The sequence below is a fragment of the Pseudocitrobacter faecalis genome, assembly GCF_965231525.1.
Classification (GTDB): Bacteria; Pseudomonadota; Gammaproteobacteria; order Enterobacterales; family Enterobacteriaceae; genus Pseudocitrobacter; species Pseudocitrobacter faecalis.
The window spans coordinates 4071925-4092451 of sequence record NZ_CBDDNJ010000002.1 but is presented as its reverse complement, the minus strand read 5'-3'; the positions used below and the strand labels follow the sequence as shown (position 1 = coordinate 4092451).

Annotated in this window: 21 protein-coding genes; 3 read left to right on the top strand and 18 right to left on the bottom strand. The window is 56.1% G+C overall.

Translation table 11 applies throughout. The annotated features are described in order from the left end of the window. Window positions 1-45: 45 nt before the first annotated feature. Window positions 46-2025: an alkyl/aryl-sulfatase gene (locus ACOXYR_RS19875; protein ID WP_108476059.1), complete on the bottom strand. Its 1980-nt coding sequence runs from the start codon at window positions 2023-2025 to the stop codon at window positions 46-48. Between the two features lie 220 nt (window positions 2026-2245). Here ACOXYR_RS19875 and yjdP point away from each other — a divergent pair, with 220 nt between their 5' ends. Continuing rightward, the gene (gene yjdP / locus ACOXYR_RS19870; protein WP_108476060.1) at window positions 2246-2569 is read left to right on the top strand and encodes a DDRRRQL repeat protein YjdP; all 324 of its coding nucleotides are present in this window, start codon (window positions 2246-2248) and stop codon (window positions 2567-2569) included. A 133-nt stretch (window positions 2570-2702) separates the two neighbouring features. Here yjdP and phnP read toward each other — a convergent pair whose 3' ends face one another. The 17 genes from phnP to kdgT form a co-directional block, all read right to left on the bottom strand. After that, the gene (gene phnP, locus ACOXYR_RS19865; protein WP_108476061.1) at window positions 2703-3461 is read right to left on the bottom strand and encodes a phosphonate metabolism protein PhnP; all 759 of its coding nucleotides are present in this window, start codon (window positions 3459-3461) and stop codon (window positions 2703-2705) included. Window position 3462: 1 nt separating this feature from the next. Continuing rightward, window positions 3463-3897, bottom strand: a complete 435-nt coding sequence (gene phnO, locus ACOXYR_RS19860; protein ID WP_407731922.1) for an aminoalkylphosphonate N-acetyltransferase — start codon at window positions 3895-3897, stop codon at window positions 3463-3465. After that, a complete protein-coding gene (phnN, locus tag ACOXYR_RS19855) occupies window positions 3884-4438 on the bottom strand; it encodes a ribose 1,5-bisphosphokinase (protein ID WP_421356540.1) in 555 nt (184 codons plus the stop codon). The genes phnO and phnN overlap by 14 nt, the downstream gene beginning before the upstream one ends. Before the next feature lie 2 nt (window positions 4439-4440). Further along, on the bottom strand, window positions 4441-5577 hold the full coding sequence (phnM, locus tag ACOXYR_RS19850) for an alpha-D-ribose 1-methylphosphonate 5-triphosphate diphosphatase (protein WP_421356539.1): 1137 nt from the start codon (window positions 5575-5577) through the stop codon (window positions 4441-4443). Then, window positions 5574-6254, bottom strand: a complete 681-nt coding sequence (phnL, locus tag ACOXYR_RS19845; protein ID WP_421356538.1) for a phosphonate C-P lyase system protein PhnL — start codon at window positions 6252-6254, stop codon at window positions 5574-5576. The genes phnM and phnL overlap by 4 nt, the downstream gene beginning before the upstream one ends. 363 nt (window positions 6255-6617) lie before the next feature. Beyond that, window positions 6618-7376: a phosphonate C-P lyase system protein PhnK gene (phnK, locus tag ACOXYR_RS19840; RefSeq protein ID WP_350437389.1), complete on the bottom strand. Its 759-nt coding sequence runs from the start codon at window positions 7374-7376 to the stop codon at window positions 6618-6620. Then, window positions 7373-8218, bottom strand: a complete 846-nt coding sequence (phnJ, locus tag ACOXYR_RS19835) for an alpha-D-ribose 1-methylphosphonate 5-phosphate C-P-lyase PhnJ (RefSeq protein ID WP_113859057.1) — start codon at window positions 8216-8218, stop codon at window positions 7373-7375. The genes phnK and phnJ overlap by 4 nt, the downstream gene beginning before the upstream one ends. Continuing rightward, a complete protein-coding gene (gene phnI, locus ACOXYR_RS19830; protein ID WP_108476065.1) occupies window positions 8211-9275 on the bottom strand; it encodes an alpha-D-ribose 1-methylphosphonate 5-triphosphate synthase subunit PhnI in 1065 nt (354 codons plus the stop codon). The genes phnJ and phnI overlap by 8 nt, the downstream gene beginning before the upstream one ends. Further along, window positions 9275-9859 carry a phosphonate C-P lyase system protein PhnH gene (gene phnH / locus ACOXYR_RS19825; protein WP_421356728.1) on the bottom strand — a complete coding sequence of 195 codons (585 nt, stop codon included), beginning with the start codon at window positions 9857-9859 and terminating at the stop codon, window positions 9275-9277. Before phnH ends, phnI begins: the two co-directional genes overlap by 1 nt. Next, entirely contained in the window at window positions 9856-10308 is a 453-nt protein-coding gene (gene phnG / locus ACOXYR_RS19820; RefSeq protein ID WP_421356727.1) for a phosphonate C-P lyase system protein PhnG, read from the bottom strand. Before phnG ends, phnH begins: the two co-directional genes overlap by 4 nt. Further along, entirely contained in the window at window positions 10309-11034 is a 726-nt protein-coding gene (gene phnF / locus ACOXYR_RS19815; protein WP_108476068.1) for a phosphonate metabolism transcriptional regulator PhnF, read from the bottom strand. Between the two features lie 20 nt (window positions 11035-11054). After that, window positions 11055-11834, bottom strand: a complete 780-nt coding sequence (gene phnE, locus ACOXYR_RS19810; RefSeq protein ID WP_421356726.1) for a phosphonate ABC transporter, permease protein PhnE — start codon at window positions 11832-11834, stop codon at window positions 11055-11057. 504 nt (window positions 11835-12338) lie between these two features. After that, the gene (gene phnD / locus ACOXYR_RS19805) at window positions 12339-13355 is read right to left on the bottom strand and encodes a phosphonate ABC transporter substrate-binding protein (RefSeq protein WP_108476070.1); all 1017 of its coding nucleotides are present in this window, start codon (window positions 13353-13355) and stop codon (window positions 12339-12341) included. A 24-nt stretch (window positions 13356-13379) separates the two neighbouring features. After that, complete coding sequence (phnC, locus tag ACOXYR_RS19800; protein ID WP_421356640.1) at window positions 13380-14168, bottom strand: phosphonate ABC transporter ATP-binding protein; 789 nt, start codon at window positions 14166-14168, stop codon at window positions 13380-13382. 130 nt (window positions 14169-14298) lie between these two features. Continuing rightward, complete coding sequence (yjdN, locus tag ACOXYR_RS19795; protein ID WP_108476072.1) at window positions 14299-14739, bottom strand: VOC family metalloprotein YjdN; 441 nt, start codon at window positions 14737-14739, stop codon at window positions 14299-14301. A gap of 178 nt (window positions 14740-14917) precedes the next feature. Next, complete coding sequence (locus tag ACOXYR_RS19790) at window positions 14918-15253, bottom strand: zinc ribbon domain-containing protein YjdM (protein WP_015966275.1); 336 nt, start codon at window positions 15251-15253, stop codon at window positions 14918-14920. A 152-nt stretch (window positions 15254-15405) separates the two neighbouring features. Continuing rightward, on the bottom strand, window positions 15406-16407 hold the full coding sequence (kdgT, locus tag ACOXYR_RS19785) for a 2-keto-3-deoxygluconate transporter (protein WP_108476073.1): 1002 nt from the start codon (window positions 16405-16407) through the stop codon (window positions 15406-15408). Window positions 16408-17222: 815 nt separating this feature from the next. Between kdgT and proP the strand changes: the two genes are divergently transcribed. Further along, window positions 17223-18725: a glycine betaine/L-proline transporter ProP gene (proP, locus tag ACOXYR_RS19780; RefSeq protein WP_108476074.1), complete on the top strand. Its 1503-nt coding sequence runs from the start codon at window positions 17223-17225 to the stop codon at window positions 18723-18725. Between the two features lie 276 nt (window positions 18726-19001). Beyond that, a complete protein-coding gene (gene pitA, locus ACOXYR_RS19775) occupies window positions 19002-20501 on the top strand; it encodes an inorganic phosphate transporter PitA (RefSeq protein ID WP_421356641.1) in 1500 nt (499 codons plus the stop codon). The last annotated feature ends 26 nt before the right edge of the window (window positions 20502-20527 follow it).

Genomic DNA, 20527 nt, shown 5'->3' with positions numbered 1-20527 from the left:
TGCCCCGGCATAAGCCGGGGCGCGTTTATCACGTTTTCAAAATGATTAATTCGGCGTGACAATATTTGTCCACAGCTCGAATTTATCCATGCAAGAAATAATTTCATTTAATTTATTAGCGTTGCCAATAATTTTCACTTTCTTCGCTTTCACCAGATCGGCCATTTTTGCCTGACCCACCAGTACGTCGTGCAGATCGCTACGGCTCATATAGAACGACGCATCAACTTTCGGTTGCAGGGTTTTACGGTAGTTCAGTACGCTGTTTTCCAACGATAAATTCATATTATCGTTATTGGAGAAATTAAAGTTCAGGCTTATGTTTTTACCTGCGGCTTTCTCGCTATCCAGACGTACTGCCAGGTAATCCAGCAGCATCTCGACGGTCATGCCTTTAATGGTGTCGGAAGAGGCAGTGCTGGCGTGTTCGAATTTTTTCACGCCTTCACGCAGCTCTTTTGCGCCGGTCAGGTAGAAACCGCGCCAGGTGGCGGATTCAGCCTGATAGCCGAGCTGTTCGAAGGTGTCGGCCTGCAGATTTTTCGCAACCTGGTCGCCCGGATCGGCTGCAATCACCTGTTTCAGCAGTTCAGATGCCCAGCGGTAGTCGCCCTCGTTGTAGGCTTCACGTGCGAGGTTGATAGCATGTGCAGAGCCGCCCAGCGCTTTAACGTAGCGTTTACCCATATCCACCTGACCATACGGATTCAGGTTCGCCGGGTTACCATCGTAGTAGCCGAGGTAGAAGTTATACACCGCGCGGGCATTATGACTGACAGAACCATAGTAGCCACGGCTGGCCCAGTTTTTATCCAGCGTTTCCGGCAGATGAATCATATTGCCGATTTCATTCATGGTGTAACCCTGATTCGCTAAATGCAGCGTCTGGTCATGAATGTACTTGATGGTGTCACGATATTTGCCAATGTAATCATTGATGTGCTGATTTCCCCACACCGGCCAGGTGTGCGGCATAAACAGTACTTCGGCCTGCGAGCCCCATTTATCCAGCGTTTCGTTCAGATAATCAGTCCACTTCGCGGTATCACGGGTTTTCGCGCCGCGCAGGGTGTAGAAGTTATGCAGGGTGTGGGTGCTGTTTTCCGCTGTACACAGGGCTTTCAGCGCCGGAATGTAGAGGTGCATTTCAGACGGCGCTTCGCTGCCTGGTGCCATCAGGAATTCGAAATCCAGACCGTCGATCGTGAGTTTTTCACCGGTTTTGGTGACGGAGTGCGTCGGAGCAATAATGCTCGGGTCGCCGGTGGCGAGCGTTACGCCGAGGCCGTTGCCGATATTACCCTGGGCATTATGCGGCAGCAGCAGCCCATAAGAGTACAGCGCGCGGCGGCTCATGATATTCCCCGCCAGCACGTTTTCGCTGATCGCCTCCTCCATAAAGCCTTCCGGGGCGATGATCTGCACTTTGCCAGCTTTCACATCGGCTTCAGAAACAATCCCTTTTACACCGCCATAGTGGTCTGCGTGGCTATGGGTATAAATAACCGCCACAATCGGCTTCTGCGGGCGGTGTTTGAAATAGAGATCGAGACTGGCTTTGGCGGAGTTGGGGGTCACCAGCGGGTCGATGACGATAATGCCGGTATCGCCTTCAATAAAGGTGATGTTGGAAATATCCTGGCTGCGCACCTGGTACATGCGGTCAGTCACTTTAAACAGCCCGGAGATGCCATTGACCTGTGCCTGACGCCACAGGCTTGGGTTGATGGTGTCCGGTGCTGGCGCATTAATATCAAACTGGTAATCCAGCGCACGATAATAAACTTTACCGTCCGGTGTTCTTAATTTCCCTTCATCAAGCAATGGCGCGATAAAGCCACGCTGGGCGTCTTCAAAATCCTGGCGATTGTTAAATGGGAGGGATTGCTGATATTGCTGATTGACGGATTTCGTAAATGTACTGGCGTCTTTAGCGGTTTCTGCCGCACCCACCGATTGGCTCATTAGTGCCATAATGGCGGTCAGCGCCAGGCAGGTTTTGGTTAATTTGAATGTTCCATTCATAAAATATCTAATCTCCATTTAATTATTTGTGAAATAAATAATAAGAAAGGTGAAATGGAGAACATTATAATAATAACTTTTTGCTGTGGATATTTCGGTTGTGATCGAATTAACTATTATCGTTAGGTTATTGTGCTATTCAAATTTGAGAATACTCCGCTGTTTTACTTTCTAACGTTTCATTAACGTCATCTCACTCTGGTTGTGTGAGACTTTCCTGATGAAACGTTACCTTACCGTCTTGTTGTTTGTGCTGATGAGCCCGCTTGCGCATGCTGATGTGATTGATGATGCGATAGGCAACATTCAACAGGCGATTAATGATGCTTACAATCCTTCCAGCGACCGCGCCAGCGATGATGACGATCGTGATTACGACGATGGGCGTTATCGGAACGATAACAGCCGCCAGCAATATGACGACCGTCGCCGCCAACTGGAGGATCGACGCCGGCAACTTGATGACCGCCAGCGCCAGCTTGATCAGGAACGCCGGCAGTTAGAGGATGAGCGGCAGAGGCTGGAAGATGAGTATGAGCGGTGAGGGGAGTAGGTGCTGGCATGGCCCCTCACCCTAACCCTCTCCCACAGGGAGAGGGAACCGACTGCGCCTTTTCTCCCTCTCCCTGTGGGAGAGGGCCGGGGTGAGGGCATCAGCGCGCACATGACCAACCCCATCACTCCACCCTAATCACCATCCCATCAAACCCGGACTCAAACCCCGGCGGAAGCGCGTTCTCCATCAGCCACGCATCAAACTGGTGACTGATATGCGTCAGAATCACCCGTGGCGAGCGGATAACCTCATTCAGCGCCAGTACGCTATTTAAATCACAGTGATTACGCGGCGCATCCGCGCGCGGTGGGTGGCTACAATCAATCACCATCACCTGCGGATGATTATTAAGTAAAAATTTCACCGTTTTTTCCGGTAGCCCTGCGGTATCAGACAGCCACGCCACCCGGCTGTGCGCCGTTTCCAGCAAGTAACCGAAAGTGAGTTTTGAATGGTTGAGCGGCAACGGCGTCACCTGCAATCCCTGCAAATCGAACACCACAAACGGCTCCACCGTGTGGCTGAAATCAAGCAGGCCCGGATGTTTAAACAGATCGTCGCAGCCCTGTTCATCCGGCGGGCCGTAGACCGGGATCGTGTCGCCCACGCCCCAGCGTAGCGGGAACAGCCCCTGCACGTGATCCATATGATAGTGCGTCAGCAAAAACTGTCGGAACGATCCGGGCGACCAGCGATCGGTGAGATCGTGTAGCCCGGCGTCGATCAGGGTGATCGCGTCGTTAAACTTCACCACGCCGCTGCACGGCTGACGGCGATACTGCGGCGAGCGTCTCGCTCGGGCGCACGCCGCGCACGCGCAGCCCCATGCGGGAACGCCCTGTGCGCCGCCGGTGCCGGTGAGCGTGAGGGTCAGGCTCATGTTACAGCGCCTTGGTGAAGCGGAAGTGGCTCTGCTCGTAGCCTTCGCGCAGATAGAAACGATGCGCGTCGTGGCGCTTCACGTTGGTGGAAAGCTCGGTCATTTCGGCCCCGGCCTGGCGGGCTTCTTCTTCCGCCCACGCCAGCAACTTGCTACCAACGTTCAAACCGCGCGCCTGCGGCATCACTACCAGTTCCTGAATTTCGCCGATCCAGTTGACATGATGCAGATGAAACTGCAAATGCAGGCCGATCATGCCGATAACTTCGCCATCCAGCAGCGCCAGATGGTAGCGCATGTTTGGGTCGCGCAGGTTGGCGTTAAAGCCCACGCGAAACGCGTGATGGTCAAACTCCGCCTGTTTTAGCTCACATATCAATGCGTAAACCGCGTCGGTATCGTACTGCGTGGCTGGGCGAAGCTCACAAACAGGCATGGTGTTTCTCCTTCTGATGAATCAGCGTCAGCAGCGTGTCGACCGACTGGCGCAGGCTGCCGTCATTGTTGAGCGTATGGCAATCCTGTGGAGTATAGCGGGCGGCGCGCGCCAGACGGGCGTTAATTTCACTGGCGTTTTCTCGGCCACGCTTTTCCAGGCGCTGGCGCAGGATCTCCGGTGACACCTGTAAACAGATAGGCAGCAGGGCCGATTCATAGCGTGCCCGCGCCTGCGGCAGGTGCGCGCGCGAGCCGTTAACCACCACGTCGAACCCGGCGTGTAGCCAAAGGTCGATCTCCAGCCCGATACCGTAATAGTAGCTGTTAGCATGCCAGCTCAACGCGAAGAGTTGCTGCCCCGCGCGGGCAAAAAACTCCTGCTCGCTCAGGGCTATATGATTTTCACTTCCGGCGCTGGCGTCACGCGTGATGTAGCGATGCGCCACTAGTAGCTGCGTCTGTTCCCGCAGACGGAGTTCCGCCAGCAGACTGTCTTTCCCGGAGCCGGATGGCCCCATCAACCAAATCAGTTTTCCCATCTTCAGAACACCCTTTTCCCCTGACGCCAGACGTGGTCGATGTGAATGTGGTTGCCTTTGCGATGCGCCAGCACCAGGTCGGCGCGTTTACCCTCGCCAATCACCCCGCGATCCTGAAGATTCAGTGCCTGCGCCGGGTTTTTGGTTACCAGTTTCACCGCTTGCGGCAGCGTAAAGCGGTTGCTCTCGTCATCGGCGACGCGGAACGCCGCATCCAGCAGGCTGGCGGGGTAATAGTCGGAAGAGAGGATATCCAGCAGGCCAAGCTGCGCCAGTTCACTTGCCGCCACGTTGCCGGAGTGCGAACCGCCGCGCACAATATTCGGCGCGCCCATCAGCACGTTCATGCCATGCTTGCGTGAGGCTTCTGCCGCTTCGAACGTGGTGGGAAATTCGGCGATTACGCTGCCAAGCTGGTGGGATTCGGCGACGTGGGCGTGCGTGGCGTCATCGTGGCTGGCGAGCGCAATCTGGCGTGCGCGGCAGATCGCGGCAATGGTTTCGCGATTCGGCTGCGACCAGCGTGCGGCGAGCGCCAGCTGTTCCTCTTCGTACTGCTGCATCTGCGCATCGGTGAGCGAGTATTTGCCCTGATAATATTCGCGATACTTCTCGCGGTTGGCGAACTGGCGCTGGCCAGGGGAGTGATCCATCAGCGACACCAGCGTCACCGGTTCGCGCTGCACCAGTTTTTCAAACAGCGGCAGCGTGGTGTGGTGCGGCAGTTCGCAGCGCAGATGCAGGCGGTGTTCGGCGCGGTTGACGCCGCGTTTCTGCGTCTCTTCGATAGCGTTGATCATCTTCTCCAGATTCTCCAGCCGATCGCCGCCATCGCGCACGTCGCCAATCGCCACGGCATCCAGCACGGTGGTGATGCCGCTTGCCACCATCAGTGCGTCGTGGCTGCTCATCGCCGAGTGGGCGGGCCAGTCCACTTTTGGGCGCGGGGTGAAGAATTTATCCAGGTTATCCGTATGCAGCTCAATCAGCCCCGGCAGCAGCCAGCCACCTTCGCCGTCCATCGCTTCTGGCAGGCGGCTCCGGCTTTCGGCAAAGGCGCGGATTTCGCCGTCCTGTACCTCCAGCGAGCCGTGTACTACCTCGTTTTCCAGCACCAGCTTAATGTTATTGATAATCATGAAGAGGCTCCCATTGGGTGGAGGCGGTCGGCGACGTCGTTGCGCACGGCTTCGTCATGGAAGATACCGACGATGGCCGCGCCGCGGGCTTTGGCTTCGCGGATCAGTTCGATTACGGCGGCGCTGTTTTTGGCGTCCAGCGAGGCGGTAGGTTCGTCGAGCAGCAGAATGGGGTAATCGACGATAAAGCCGCGAGCGATGTTGACGCGCTGCTGTTCGCCGCCGGAGAAGGTCGATGGCGCAAGGTGCCACAGGCGTTCCGGCACGTTCAGGCGAGTGAGCAGACGCGCGGCTTTAGCGGCGCAGGCTTCACGCGGTACGCCGGTATCGAGCAGCGGCTGCATCACCACTTCCAGCGCCGAAATGCGCGGGATGACGCGCAGAAACTGGCTCACCCAGCCGACGGTGGTTTTGCGAATTTCCACCACTTTGCGCGCTGGCGCGGTGACCAGGTCTACCCATTCGTCGCCGTGTTTGATCTGGATCTGCCCTTCGTCGGGCAGATAGTTGGCGTACAGCGAGCGCAGCAGGGTTGATTTGCCGCTGCCGGAGTGACCGTGGAGCACCACGCATTCGCCTGCGTTGACGGTGAGCGAGGCGCGTTGTAAGACGGGCAGGCGCACGCCGTTTTGCTGGTGCAAAATGAAGGTTTTACTGACGTTTTGTACGTTAATCATTTTTCGCCTCGTGGTTCGCATATTGGGGATCGGCGCACGCATTGCCCCCTCACCCTAACCCTCTCCCTCGAGGGAGAGGGGACCGATTGTGCGCGGTGTTAAATTCGGCGCGTTCTTCTCCCTCTCCCTTGAGGGAGAGGGGGCCGATTGTGCGCGGTGTTAAATTCGGCACGTTCTTCTCCCTCTCCCCTCCGGGAGAGGGCCGGGGTGAGGGGAGCAGCGCGCACATTGCCCCCTCACCCTAACCCTCTCCCTTGAGGGAGAGGGGATCGATTATGCGCGGTGTTAAATTCGGCACGTTCTTCTCCCTCTCCCTGCGGGAGAGGGCCGGGGTGAGGGGAGCAGCGCGCAAGGTGTTGCAACTCAATTCTGCAAAACCGATGACACCAGCAACTGGGTATACGGATGATGTGGATCATCGAGCACGCGGTCGGTTAACCCACTCTCCACCACCTGACCCTGTTTCATCACCAGCAACCGATCCGCCAGCAGGCGGGCGACGCCCAGATCATGGGTGACGATCACCACCGCCAGGTTCAGCTCCACCACCAGGCCGCGCAGCAGGTCGAGCAGGCGCGCCTGCACCGACACATCCAGCCCGCCCGTTGGCTCATCCATAAACACCAGCTTCGGATGCGTCACCAGATTGCGGGCGATCTGCAAACGTTGCTGCATGCCGCCGGAAAAGGTGGTCGGCAGGTCATCGATACGGTTAGCCGGAATTTCCACCTCTTCCAGCCACTTCTGCGCGGTAGCGCGAATGTCGCCGTAATGACGCGCCCCGGTTGCCATCAGGCGTTCGCCGATATTGCCGCCTGCTGACACCTGACGGCGCAGGCCGTCGAGCGGATGCTGATGCACCACGCCCCATTCGGTGCGCAGCAGGCGACGACGGTCGGCCTCGCTCATTGCGTACAACGAACGGTTCTGGTAGTGAATTTCCCCCTGCTGCGGCGTCAGGCGAGCGGAAATCGATTTCAGCAGCGTGGTCTTCCCGGAACCGGACTCCCCGACAATGCCGAGTACTTCCCCCGGCCATAAATCAAAAGAGACATCGCTAAAGCCTTTGCCGGGTGCGTAAAGGTGGGTCAGGTTATTGACCGAAAGTAACGGTTGATTCATTGGCTTTTCGCCTCGCTCTGTTGGCGGCAGTAATCGGTATCGGAGCAGACAAACATGCGGTTTCCGGCGTCATCCAGCACCACTTCGTCGAGATAGCTGTGGGTTGATCCGCAAATCGCGCAGGGTTCATCCCACTGCTGAACGGTGAACGGGTGATCGTCAAAATCGAGGCTTTCCACGCGGGTAAACGGCGGCACGGCATAAATACGCTTCTCGCGCCCCGCGCCAAACAGTTGCAGGGCGGGCATCATGTCCATTTTCGGGTTATCGAATTTCGGGATGGGCGACGGGTCCATCACGTAGCGATCGTTTACCTTCACCGGATAGGCATATGTGGTGGCGATATGACCGAAGCGGGCGATATCTTCATACAGTTTCACCTGCATGATGCCGTACTCCTCCAGCGCGTGCATGGTGCGGGTTTCCGTCTCACGCGGCTCGATAAAGCGCAACGGTTCCGGGATCGGCACCTGAAAGATAATGATCTGATCTTCCGTCAGCGGTGTTTCGGGAATGCGGTGACGTGTCTGGATAAGCGTCGCATCGTCCGTGCGCTCGGTGGTATTCACCCCGGTCACGCGCTTAAAGAAGTTGCGGATCGACACGGCATTGGTGGTGTCGTCCGCGCCCTGGTCAATCACCTTCAGCACGTCGCTCTCGCCAATCACGCTGGCGGTTAGCTGAATGCCGCCGGTTCCCCAGCCGTAAGGCATCGGCATCTCGCGCCCGCCAAACGGTACCTGATAACCGGGGATCGCTACCGCTTTTAAGATGGCGCGGCGGATCATGCGTTTGGTCTGCTCGTCGAGGTACGCAAAGTTGTAGCCGCTCAGATTAGCCATGGTTCTGCTCCTGTTGCAGACGTTTGAGTAGCTCCAGTTCGGCCTGGAAATCGACGTAGTGCGGGAGTTTGAGGTGCGAGACAAAGCCTGCGGCTTCGACGTTGTCGGCATGCGCCAGCACAAACTCTTCATCCTGCGCCGGGCCTGTGGGGTACTCGCCGTACTCCGGCGCTTGCAGAGCGCGGTCGACCAGCGCCATCGCCATCGCTTTGCGCTCGCTCATGCCGAACACCAGCCCGTAGCCGCGCGTGAAGTGCGGCGGTTCATCCGGCGGGTCGATAAAACCGTTGACCATTTCACACTCGGTCATCAGCAGTTCACCGACGTTCACCGCAAATCCCAGCTCTTCCGGCACAATAGAGACGTCGATATAGCCACTGCGAATTTCGCCTGCGAACGGGTGATTGCGCCCGTAACCACGCTGGGTGGAGTAGGCCAACGCCAGCAAATAGCCCTCGTCGCCGCGCATTAACTGCTGCAAACGGGAGGAGCGTGAGCAGGGGTAAACCGGTGGCGTGCGGGTGATGTCATCCGGCTGAGCGCCATTATCCTCTTCAAACTTCGCCAGCCCCTGACGCGCCAGCAGGCTGAAGACGTGCGGCGACGGTTGCTGTTCGCTGTCGGCGGTGGTCAGCGTCGGCGCTTCGCCATTCGCCAGCAGGGTGAAATCGAGCAGGCGATGGGTGTAGTCGTAGGTTGGGCCAAGCAGCTGGCCACCGGGAATATCTTTATATACCGCCGAAATACGGCGTTCGAGACGCATCTCCGTGGTGTCGAGCGGCTCGCTCACCGCCAGCTTCGCCAGCGTCGTGCGGTAGGCGCGCAGCAGGAAAATCGCTTCAACGTTATCGCCGCTGGCCTGTTTCAGCGCCAGTGCCGCCAGTTCGCGGTCGGCAATACCACCTTCGGTCATCACGCGATCCACCGCGAGGTTAAGCTGCTGTTCAATCTGGGCGACGCTCAGTTCAGGCAAATCAGTATCGCCCCGGCGTCGGCTCTCTTGCAGGGCGTGGGCGGCGTCGATCGCCTTTTCGCCCCCTTTCACGGCAACGTACATCAGCACACCTCCACATGAGTGGTTCGTGGGATAGCCAGCAGGCGCTCGCCGCAGGTCAGAATCAGGTCGATGCCGAGCGGGAACGGATGTGGGCGCTCGGTGAGTTCGTGCAGAATGCACGCCGGTAGCTGCGGGGCGATCATCCGTTCTTCGGCAATACCCGCGCCGGTGAGGCGCAGCATGCGTCCACCGCTCAGGCTGGCGACCTGTAAAATCAGCATCGCGCCCGATTCCGGCGCAACGGCGGTGCCGGTGGAAAGGGCGTTGAGCTGCTCGGGGGTAATCGCTTCATCCGTCACCGCGAAGGTCGCCTGTTCCGGTTGATTGACCAGCGGCGCGTTGGTATGAAAACGCAGGCTCTGGCTGACGATATCGTTACTTACTTGCGCGGAAAGCCACACCGGCGTGTCGTTATCGGCCAGCGTCAGCAACACGCTGGTGGTGGCGATATTCAGCGGCTGCCAGCCGCGCTTGAGTTGATGCAGGGCGACGATTACGCCCGGCTCGCTCATCGCCTTTAACAGGCGACGAAAACTGTGCTGGGCATCCTGCACGGGAAGCATAAAAGCGGTTTCCAGGGTCATGCGTTGTCTCCGCGAACCATCGTAAAGAAGTCGACCCGGCTGGCGTTCACTTCGGCCTGGCGTGCGGCAATGCGTGCCATACGGTCAGCGTCCAGCGGGGCAATAAGCGTTTCTGATAAGTTTTGAAAGTGGCGAGATTGCTGCATCAGCGCGTCAATCAGCGCGCAGCGTTCGGCGTGCTGTTTATCACGCCCCAGCACCCAGCTGTAGCCGAGCGTGCCGTCAGTCAGGCGTACGGCGGCGCGGGTGAGCGTGGCGTCGCCGGCAAAAAAACGTTCGCCGTTGCCGCCCATCCGCGCCTGAATCTGCACCAGGCCCGTTTCGGCGGCGCGGATAACGTCATAGTCGGCGGTGATGTTCAGCGCCTTGAGGCGCGTTGCCAGTTCAGCCGGTTGGCTGTGCGCCAGTACGGACATCCAGTGCTGGCGGGTCGCGGTATCTGCGTGCATTCAGTGCTCCATAGTGAATTCAATCATGTCGGCGCGGGTCAGGCTGACGGAGTACTCCGCCGGGCTGCTTTCACCGTCACGGTGGTTAAGGGTGCGCACGCACAGCAGCGGCGACAGATTCGGGATTTCAAGGCGCTGGCACTCTTTGGCCTGGGCGCGGCGGGCGCTGATCCGCGTCTGGCTGCGGCGCAGCGCAATCCCCGTTTGCTCGCGCAGAAAATCGTGCAGCGAGCCGCTGTCGAAGCGTTGCAGCGTCGGCCAGAGCGTGAGGTCTGCGAAGTAGTGGTCAATCAAACAGAGCGCGACGCCGTTGACCCGGCGCAGGGTGCGCAGGTGGATAACGTTCTCGCCTTCGGTGATCCCCAGCGCGTCAGCGACGTGACCAGACGCGGGGCGCAGCACCGATAGCAGTTTTTCGCTGGTTGGGTGGCTACCCTGGTCCAGCAGGTTCTGGCTGAAACGCGCCTGGGCATTGAGCGGGTAATCGAACGGGCGCATCAGCACCAGCACGCCGACGCCCTGACGGCGCTGTACCCAGCCTTTCTCCACCAGTTGGTCGATGGCGCGGCGCAGGGTGTGACGGTTTACCTCAAAGCGCGCCGCCAGTTGCTGCTCAGCGGGGAGATAGTCGCCGCAGCGGTAGTGTTGACGAAGCTCCTGCTCAAGTTTTGCGGCTATCTCCTGATAGCGTGTTGGGTAGCTGGTCGGATGTGTAGACAAGTGCATAGCTTTCAATGCCTCGCTAATCAGATAAAGTGCTTACGCAACCGTTGAGAGAGGAAATCCAGCAGGCTGACCGTGACGATAATCAGCACCATCAGGGCGCAGGTTTGCTGGAACTGGAAACCGCGAATCGCTTCCCACAGGGTGACACCAATTCCGCCCGCGCCGACCATGCCGACGACGGTGGCGGAACGCACGTTGGATTCGAAGCGATAGAGGGAATAGGAAATCAGCAGCGGCATCACCTGTGGCAGCACGCCGTAGAGGATCTCTTCCAGTTTATTGGCACCAGTGGCGCGAATGCCTTCCACCGGGCCGGGTTCAATGGCTTCCACCGCTTCGGAAAGCAGTTTGGAGAGCACACCGGTGGTGTGGATAAACAACGCCAGCACGCCAGCGAACGGGCCGAGGCCGACAGCGACCACGAACAGCATGGCGAAGACCATTTCATTAATGGCACGGCAGGCATCCATCAGGCGGCGAATGGGCTGGTACACCCACCACGGCACCAGGTTTTCGGCGCTCATCAGGCCGAAGGGGATGGAAAGCACCACCGCCAGCGCGGTGCCCCAGACGGCGATTTGCAGCGTGACGGCCATTTCGGAGAGGTAATCCTGCCACTGGCTGAAATCGGGCGGGAAGAAGTCGGCGGCGAAAGTCGCCATGTTGCCGCCGTCTTTAATCAGCGTGAGCGGGGCCATTTCCGCGCCTTGCCACGAGATGACCAGCACGGCAAGAACAACGGCCCAACTGAAGAGCGAGAACCAGCTGCGCTTGGGTGAGGCGAGGGTGATGGTTTGCATGTTTGGCTCCGTTTAATGTTTTCTCCCTCTCCCTTTGGGAGAGGGCCGGGGTGAGGGCATCAGCGTGCGCATTTCCCCCTCACCCTAACCCTCTCCCTCAAGGGAGAGGGGACCGATCGCGTTCGTTGCTAAATGTGGTACCGGTTTTCTCCCTCTCCCTGTGGGAGAGGGCCGGGGTGAGGGCATCAGCGTGCACATTTCCCCCTCACCCTAACCCTCTCCCTCAAGGGAGAGGGGACCGATCGCGTTCGTTGCTAAATGTGGTACCGGTTTTCGCCCTTTCCCTGTGGGAGAGGGCCGGGGTGAGGGCATCAGCGTGCGCATTTCCCCCTCACCCTAACCCTCTCCCTCAAGGGAGAGGGGACCGATCGCGTTCGTTGCTAAATGTGGTGCCGGTTTTCTCCCTCTCCCTGTGGGAGAGGGCCGGGGTGAGGGCATCAGCGTGCACATTTTCCCCCTCACCCTAACCCTCTCCCTCAAGGGAGAGGGGGCCGATTGAGCACATTACTGCACCGCTTTACTCACCGAACTCATCGCGCTTAACGCGTTGTTCAGGCGGTCTAAATCATCCAGTTGCGCCTGAATCTCGGTGGTTTTCGCCAGTTTGTCCTGCTCATTCAGCCCTTTATTGCCTTTCACGCCCTGCATCTCTTTAAACAGCGCGAGCTGGCGAATCGGTACCAGTTGCAGGTCGCTGGACGCGCGGAACGGTGCCCAGCCCAGACGTTCCAGTACGGCTTTCTCTTCCGGCGTTTTGCCGTAGTTCATAAAGAAGTCGTAGATCTTGTCTTTGGTGGTTTCGGAAAGATTTTTGCGCCAGACGATCGGATCGCCCGGGATCAGCGGCGACTTCCAGATCACCTTCAGCTCTTTCAGCTTGTCCGGTGCGGAGGTTTTTAGCTTGTCGAGGTTTTCAGTGTTGTTGGTAGCGACATCCACCTGCTTATTGGCGACGGCCAGCGCGTTGGTTTCATGCCCGGCGTTCACCGTGCGCTTGAAGTCGCTGGCGGAGATATTGTTTTTAGCGAAGACGTAGTAACCGGGGACGAGGAAGCCAGAGGTGGAGTTAGGATCGCCATTGCCGAAGGTGAGATCTTTACGCTTCGCCAGCAGATCGTTCAGATTGTTGATCGGGCTGTCTTTGTTGACGATCAGCACGCTCCAGTAACCCGGCGATCCATCCGCCGCGACCGTCTGGGCGAAGACCTGGCCGTTGGCGCGATCCACTGCTTCCATTGCCGACAGGTTGCCGTACCAGGCGATATCCACTTTGTTGAAACGCATTCCCTGGATAATGCCCGCGTAGTCCGGGGCAAAGAAGGCGTTTACCTTCACGCCCAGCTTCTTCTCCATATCCTGCAAGAACGGCGTCCATTGCGGTTTCAGGTTTTGCTGTGATTCCGTTGAAATAATGCCGAAATTCAGCGCCTTTTCCTGCTCTTCGGCGTGCGCCGGGGTTAACAGGGTGCTGAGGCTGAACATGCTGGTGAAGGCCAGCGAGGCAATGATCTTCGCGTTCATTCGTTTTCCTCAATGATGGGGATGTCAGGCAGCTTTCGCGTTTTCTTCGACGCGGTTGATGCTGCGGTAGAGATGGTCAAAACGTTCGTTATCAAACTGTTGGCTGCTGCCGTCATAGAAAACATGCCCCTGACGCAGGGCGATGATGCGTTCGCAGTAGCGCAGGGCGTAATCCACCTGGTGCAGCGTGACGACCACGGTGATGCCGTCGTTCTGGTTGATGTCGCGCAGGGTGTCCATCACGATGCGGGCTGATTCCGGATCCAGCGAGGCGATCGGTTCGTCTGCCAGAATCACTTTCGCCTGCTGCATCAGCGCACGGGCAATCGCCACACGCTGCTGCTGGCCACCGGAGAGCGTGGAAACGCGCTGATGGGCAAAGTGCACCATGCCTACGCGGGTCAGCGCCTGTAGCGCCCGCTGTTTCTGCTCGCGGGTAAACCAGCTAAAACAGGTGCGCCAGAACGGCGTGCTGCCGAGCGCGCCAATCAGCACGTTCTCCAGTACGCTCAGGCGATTCACCAGATTGAATTGTTGAAAGATGTAGCCGGTATGGGCGCGGCTTTTGCGGATATCGCGCGCCAGACGGCCATTTTGCTGGACGGTGCGGCCCAGCAGTTTAACGCGACATTCCGGCTTTTTATCGCCGACAACCAGGCCGCTTAAGTGACGTAAAAGGGTGGATTTGCCGGAACCCGACGGCCCAAGCAGAGCCACCATTTCACCGTGATGAATGTTCAGATCAACCGCGTGCAGCGCCTGATGCTGATGAAAGGTTTTGCTCAGTTGTTCGACGCGGATAATCGTTTGCATGCTGGAGCCTCCCTAAAAAAGTGGCTCCATCGTGGCGAATTATTGTGACAGTTGGGTTAAGCGTGGGTGACGCGAAGATGAAGAGTTATGGTGAAAATGATGACAGCGGGAGGACGCGCCTCCCGCAGAGTTATCCGCCAGGCTGTTTGACGACGTTGATCATCCAGGGCAGGCCGTAGCGATCGGTGACTTTGCCGAAACCGTGCGCCCAGAATGTTTCCTGCCAGGCCATCTCAATCTGGCCTTCTGCGCCCAGGCTATCGAACCAGCGTTTTCCTTCGTTGACGTCCTGAGTATCCAGCACCAGCGTAAAGCCGCTGTAACCGGTATTTCCGCTTTGCGCGCCGTCGCTCATCATGATGTCGCTTCCTGCGATTTTCAGGTTGGCGTGGGCGATGGCGTTTTCAGGGTAGGTCTGGCCGGAGGGGCAGCCGTCGCTGCTTTCCTGCGCATCTTTCGGCATTTCGCCAAAGGTGATTTTGTAGAGCAGTTCCGCACCCAGCGTCTGTTGATAGTAGGCGATGGCATCGGCGCAGTTTCCGGCGAAAGCAATATAGGGACTTAACGGCATAATCGTTACCTCAGGTAAGAAGAGCCCATTAAGTGTAGTTCGAATTTTGTACAGATGAGGGGGCGGGAGGTTGTAGGCCTGATAAGACGCGTTAGCGTCGCATCAGGCATTTGGCACGGTTGCCGGATGCGGCGCGTGCGCCTTATCCGGCCTACCGATTGCGTGCCAACAGATAAAATCAGTTCTTTTTAACGAACTCAGATTTCAACTTCATCGGGCCGAATCCGTCGATTTTGCAATCGATGTTGTGGTCACCTTCCACCAGGCGAATGTTTTTCACTTTGGTGCCGATCTTCAGCATCGAAGAGCTGCCTTTGACTTTCAGATCTTTCACCACGGTGACGCTGTCGCCGTCGGCCAGCAGGTTGCCGTTAGCATCTTTCACAATCAGCTCATCGCTATCCTGTGCGGGTTCAGCGTCGTTCCATTCGTGGGCGCATTCCGGGCAGATGTACATGCCGTTATCTTCGTAAGTGTATTCGGAATTGCATTTCGGGCAGTGGGGTAATGACATGGGGATTTCCTCAAAAGTGCGAAAGGGCAATAAGCCCCTAAAAACCGGCATAATGCCGCAAACAGTCGCTAATGATAGCGCAAAACCACACTTTTGTCGGCGTTATTCCTGAAGGGGGAACAGAACCCCCTCCGAAGAGGGGGCGGGGGATGTTAGTGGTGAGCAGCCTGAGAGACACTGGCGGTGGCAGGGCTCTCCGTTGCGGGCACTTTTCCGAAACGTTTGGCATACAACGCGGTGATAATAGGTACCAGAATCGCGGTGACGATGACGCTTGCTGCTACCAGCGCGGTGGCTGAGGCGGCAACCGGGGCAAACGACGGGTTAATCTGGGCGATAATCACCGGGTTAGCGACTGCCGCTCCCGCTGCGGAGGAGGCCGCGACGCCCGCGGTACCATTACCGCCACCAATTACGCGGTCAGCAATAATCAGTGGGATACCGGTGATGATGATGACAGCAACACCCAGCGCAATACCCAGCAGGCCGGTGTCCATAATCACGTTCAGGTTGATGGTGTTACCCAGCGCGAAACCGAAGAACGGAATCAGTACCGGCGTGGCTTTGCTGAAGAAGGCGCGCAGGTCGTGGTCCAGGTTACCGAGCGTAAAGCCAATCAGGAATGGCAGCACCGCGCCGATGAAGTGGTGAGGCTCGAAAGAGGCCAGACCGGCAGAACCGAGAATAACCATGGTCATCAGCGGGCCAGATTCTAAAGACATCAGCACAAATGCGCCGGATTCTTCTTTCGTACCATATTGATTCATCAGGCTGGCATATAAGCCGCCGTTGGTCATATCCATGGCGGAAACGATGGCCAGCACGGAGAGCCCCGCGAAGAAGCCGGTCTGGATACCGTTCTCCGGAATAAACATGGCTGCAATCAGCGCTACAATCCAGGCGACGCCAATTTTGGTCAGCACCAGCGTGCCGGATTTACGTAAAACCGTTCCGGTTGCGCGTAAATCGATTGAAGCGCCGATACAGAAGAACCAGACAGCCAGAATCGGCACCGTGCCGCCAATCATGCCTTTTGTGAATGAACCAAAGTATTCGCCGGTGTTAGGCGCAAAAGTGTTTAATACGGCACCCAGCAGTAAAGGGATCAGCATCATCCCGCCAGGGATTCTTTCCATTGTGGCTTTAATTTTCATATTGCATCCTCGCTTCTCATCTGAACAACGACGGAAGAGGTTAAGAATAATAATTTCAACCAGTTACCCGAATCAGTCCTTTCGGGTATCTCTGTCCATGCGGCCGGAACGCGGTGGGTACAACGAGGAAGACATTCTTCCTGAAAAGCCCCGTGGTGCTGTTCCTGAAACTATGATGCATTTGGTGGAATTATGATTCAATCAAAATAAAACAGTGTTTTAGTTATATCGATCACATATTTTGACGAAATCTAACCTACTGCGGAGTGCGCAAATTTTGCTGTGAAAACTTTGTGAATTTATATGATGAGATTTATCTTGCGAAAATAATAAAGCGGGTAATTGTTTCTCGGGTTATTTGACATTTTTGAGTGTGTTTTTGGTAACACACTGCGTCAGCGCGTTGACGCAAAAAACCATTAAGATTGAACTTATTTACGAATTTCGACTCAACTTAACAACAGCGTGCATTTATTTGCGAAGTTGATCACAAATTTAAACGCTGGTAGGGTAAAAGGCCTGAGTCCAGACCGGAACCAACATTCCGGGGATTTTTTAACCACCTGTATTTTGCCTGTACAGGCGTCAACAGGTTTGATTGCACCGGGAGCGATCGCCACGTCATGACGTGTAAAGCGACGCTGTCATCCCCAAATGCGCTCCCGCGCAAGGGGCGCGCTAGCAGTACAAGCAAACCTGCTACGCTTGATTAACAGGAGTCTGCATTTTCCCGACTCCTCCGTACACCATGCGAACAGTGCGCTGTTCGACTCCACAGGGTGTGCGTTAACGGCGACAGTAAACGAGGAATACCCATGCTTCGAAGGAAAAAAGTTAAGCCGATCACGCTACGTGATGTCACGATTATCGATGATGCCAAGCTCCGTAAAGCCATCACCGCGGCCTCGCTTGGTAATGCTATGGAATGGTTCGACTTTGGTGTGTATGGCTTTGTGGCCTACGCCTTAGGTAAAGTCTTCTTCCCGGGCGCCGACCCCAGCGTGCAGATGATTGCCGCGCTGGCGACGTTCTCCGTACCGTTTTTAATTCGCCCGCTGGGTGGATTGTTCTTCGGAATGCTCGGCGATAAATATGGACGTCAGAAAATTCTGGCGATCACCATCGTTATTATGTCGATCAGTACGTTCTGTATTGGTTTGATACCCTCGTATGCCTCTATCGGTATTTGGGCTCCTATCCTGCTGTTACTGTGTAAAATGGCGCAGGGCTTCTCGGTGGGTGGCGAATATACCGGGGCATCCATCTTCGTTGCGGAGTATTCACCTGACCGTAAACGCGGCTTTATGGGCAGTTGGCTAGATTTCGGTTCTATCGCAGGCTTCGTACTGGGTGCGGGCGTGGTCGTGCTGATTTCCACCGTGGTCGGTGAGGAAAACTTCCTTGAATGGGGCTGGCGTATTCCGTTCTTTATCGCGCTGCCGTTAGGGATTATTGGCCTCTATCTGCGCCATGCGCTGGAAGAGACGCCAGCGTTCCAGCAGCACGTTGATAAACTTGAGCAGGGTGACCGTCAGGGTTTACAGGACGGGCCAAAAGTTTCCTTTAAAGAAATTGCCACGAAACACTGGCGTAGCCTGCTGGCGTGTATTGGTTTGGTTATCGCAACCAACGTCACCTATTACATGCTGTTGACCTATATGCCGAGCTACCTGTCGCATAACCTGCACTATTCGGAAGATCATGGCGTGCTGATTATTATCGCCATCATGATTGGTATGCTGTTTGTGCAGCCGGTGATGGGCCTGTTGAGTGACCGTTTTGGTCGTCGTCCGTTCGTCATTATTGGTAGCGTGGCGCTGCTGGTGTTTGCGATACCGGCCTTTATTCTGATTAACAGCAACGTGATTGGCTTGATTTTCGCCGGCCTGCTGTTACTGGCGGTGATCCTGAACTGCTTTACCGGCGTGATGGCATCGACGCTGCCGGCGATGTTCCCAACGCATATTCGCTACAGTGCGCTGGCTGCGGCGTTTAACATCTCCGTACTGATTGCCGGTCTGACGCCGACGCTGGCGGCCTGGTTGGTGGAAACCTCGCAGAACCTGATGATGCCGGCTTACTATCTGATGGTGATTGCGGTGATCGGCCTGATTACTGGCCTTACCATGAAAGAAACGGCCAACCGTCCGCTGAAAGGTGCGACGCCTGCCGCATCGGATATCGAAGAAGCGCGAGAAATTCTGCAGGAGCATCACGATAACATCGAGCATAAAATCGAAGATATCGATGCCGAAATCGCGACGCTTCAGGAGCAACGTACGCGGTTGGTGCAGCAGCATCCAAAAATTAACGAGTAATCGTGAGTTGACAATCGAGCCGGGTAGACGCAAGTCTTACCCGGTTTTTTTTTGGAAACATTCAACAAAAATTGCTATTTGACCTTTTTCTTTTTCTAGCGAAGCATTCATGTTTTAGATATATTTCGGGTGATTTATTGGATATGAAAATTATTTTAAGTGGATAAGGTTATATTTATTGTTCAGGGACTAAAAAAATACAATTCACTTTGCCCGAATAGCTAAACTCCCCGATAATGCGCCGGTTCATTATTTTAATATGGCGCAATTATATATATGCTAAATTTATTTATGGGCTTGGATATATACACCGGGCTTTTATTATTGCTTGCTCTGGCATTCGTCCTGTTCTATGAAGCGATTAATGGCTTCCACGATACGGCAAACGCGGTGGCGACGGTTATCTACACGCGCGCCATGAACCCACGGCTGGCGGTGGTTATGGCCGCAGCGTTCAACTTTTTTGGTGTACTGTTGGGCGGCCTTAGCGTGGCCTACGCCATTGTGCATATGCTACCGACGGATTTGCTGCTGAATATGGGGTCTTCGCATGGGCTGGCAATGGTCTTTTCGATGCTGCTGGCGGCAATTATCTGGAACCTGGGAACCTGGTTTTTCGGCTTGCCGGCGTCCAGCTCGCATACTTTGATTGGCGCGATTATCGGCATTGGACTTACCAACGCGATAATGAATGGCAACTCTGTGGTTGACGCATTAAATCTGCGCGAAGTGACGAAAATCTTCACCTCTTTAATTGTGTCGCCGATTGTGGGCCTGGTGCTGGCGGGCGGGCTGATTTTTTTACTGCGCCGTTTCTGGAGCGGCACCAAAAAACGCGCCCGTATCCACCGTTCGCCCGAAGAACGTAAAAAGAAAGGTGGCCTGAGAAAACCCCCGTTCTGGACACGAACCTCGTTGATCGTTTCGGCGGCGGGCGTGGCGTTTTCCCACGGTGCGAACGATGGTCAAAAAGGAATTGGTCTGGTGATGCTGGTGCTCGTCGGGATCGCGCCTGCCGGTTTTGTGGTCAACATGAACGCATCAGGATACGAAATTGCCCGTACCCGCGATGCCATCAACAACTTTGAGGTGTTCCTTGAGCAACGTCCGGCGCTGTTGAAAGCCATCACCACAACGGAGCAACCGGTGGCGACTGCACAGACAGCTGATAGGCAATCTGGCGCGTTTCACTGCCATCCGGCGAATACGATGGAGACTTTCGATCGTGTGAAAACCTTGCTCGCAGGTAATATAACTCACTACAGCGCGTTAGATGCGAGTCAGCGTAGTCAGTTACGCCGCATTATGCTCTGCATCTCCGATACCGCAGAAAAAGCGGCGAAGTCAGAAGGTGTGAATCCTAACGATCAGCAGATGTTGAAAAAACTGCGAAGCGACATTCTGAGCACGATTGAGTATGCGCCTGTCTGGATAATCATGGCCGTAGCGCTGGCGCTGGGTATCGGCACGATGATTGGTTGGCAACGTGTGGCGATGACCATTGGTGAGAAAATTGGCAAGAAAGGGATGACCTACGCCCAGGGGATGTCCGCCCAAATTACAGCGGCCATGTCTATCGGTCTGGCGAGCTACATCGGGATGCCCGTTTCCACCACCCATGTGCTCTCTTCCGCTGTCGCAGGCACCATGCTGGTGGATGGTGGCGGCTTACAGCGTAAAACGGTGACCAGTATTTTGATGGCGTGGATCTTCACGCTGCCAGCCGCCATCTTTTTATCCGGGGCGCTGTACTGGATTGCGCTGCAGCTTATCTGAGTGACACCCCTTAAGCCCGGTGATAT

What these genes read in the sequence shown, in the direction of transcription:
- ACOXYR_RS19875 (WP_108476059.1), bottom strand. Translation starts at nt 2,025, where the DNA reads ATGAATGGAACATTCAAATTAACCAAAACCTGCCTGGCGCTGACCGCC.
- yjdP (WP_108476060.1), top strand. Translation starts at nt 2,246, where the DNA reads ATGAAACGTTACCTTACCGTCTTGTTGTTTGTGCTGATGAGCCCGCTT.
- phnP (WP_108476061.1), bottom strand. Translation starts at nt 3,461, where the DNA reads ATGAGCCTGACCCTCACGCTCACCGGCACCGGCGGCGCACAGGGCGTT.
- phnO (WP_407731922.1), bottom strand. Translation starts at nt 3,897, where the DNA reads ATGCCTGTTTGTGAGCTTCGCCCAGCCACGCAGTACGATACCGACGCG.
- phnN (WP_421356540.1), bottom strand. Translation starts at nt 4,438, where the DNA reads ATGGGAAAACTGATTTGGTTGATGGGGCCATCCGGCTCCGGGAAAGAC.
- phnM (WP_421356539.1), bottom strand. Translation starts at nt 5,577, where the DNA reads ATGATTATCAATAACATTAAGCTGGTGCTGGAAAACGAGGTAGTACAC.
- phnL (WP_421356538.1), bottom strand. Translation starts at nt 6,254, where the DNA reads ATGATTAACGTACAAAACGTCAGTAAAACCTTCATTTTGCACCAGCAA.
- phnK (WP_350437389.1), bottom strand. Translation starts at nt 7,376, where the DNA reads ATGAATCAACCGTTACTTTCGGTCAATAACCTGACCCACCTTTACGCA.
- phnJ (WP_113859057.1), bottom strand. Translation starts at nt 8,218, where the DNA reads ATGGCTAATCTGAGCGGCTACAACTTTGCGTACCTCGACGAGCAGACC.
- phnI (WP_108476065.1), bottom strand. Translation starts at nt 9,275, where the DNA reads ATGTACGTTGCCGTGAAAGGGGGCGAAAAGGCGATCGACGCCGCCCAC.
- phnH (WP_421356728.1), bottom strand. Translation starts at nt 9,859, where the DNA reads ATGACCCTGGAAACCGCTTTTATGCTTCCCGTGCAGGATGCCCAGCAC.
- phnG (WP_421356727.1), bottom strand. Translation starts at nt 10,308, where the DNA reads ATGCACGCAGATACCGCGACCCGCCAGCACTGGATGTCCGTACTGGCG.
- phnF (WP_108476068.1), bottom strand. Translation starts at nt 11,034, where the DNA reads ATGCACTTGTCTACACATCCGACCAGCTACCCAACACGCTATCAGGAG.
- phnE (WP_421356726.1), bottom strand. Translation starts at nt 11,834, where the DNA reads ATGCAAACCATCACCCTCGCCTCACCCAAGCGCAGCTGGTTCTCGCTC.
- phnD (WP_108476070.1), bottom strand. Translation starts at nt 13,355, where the DNA reads ATGAACGCGAAGATCATTGCCTCGCTGGCCTTCACCAGCATGTTCAGC.
- phnC (WP_421356640.1), bottom strand. Translation starts at nt 14,168, where the DNA reads ATGCAAACGATTATCCGCGTCGAACAACTGAGCAAAACCTTTCATCAG.
- yjdN (WP_108476072.1), bottom strand. Translation starts at nt 14,739, where the DNA reads ATGCCGTTAAGTCCCTATATTGCTTTCGCCGGAAACTGCGCCGATGCC.
- ACOXYR_RS19790 (WP_015966275.1), bottom strand. Translation starts at nt 15,253, where the DNA reads ATGTCATTACCCCACTGCCCGAAATGCAATTCCGAATACACTTACGAA.
- kdgT (WP_108476073.1), bottom strand. Translation starts at nt 16,407, where the DNA reads ATGAAAATTAAAGCCACAATGGAAAGAATCCCTGGCGGGATGATGCTG.
- proP (WP_108476074.1), top strand. Translation starts at nt 17,223, where the DNA reads ATGCTTCGAAGGAAAAAAGTTAAGCCGATCACGCTACGTGATGTCACG.
- pitA (WP_421356641.1), top strand. Translation starts at nt 19,002, where the DNA reads ATGCTAAATTTATTTATGGGCTTGGATATATACACCGGGCTTTTATTA.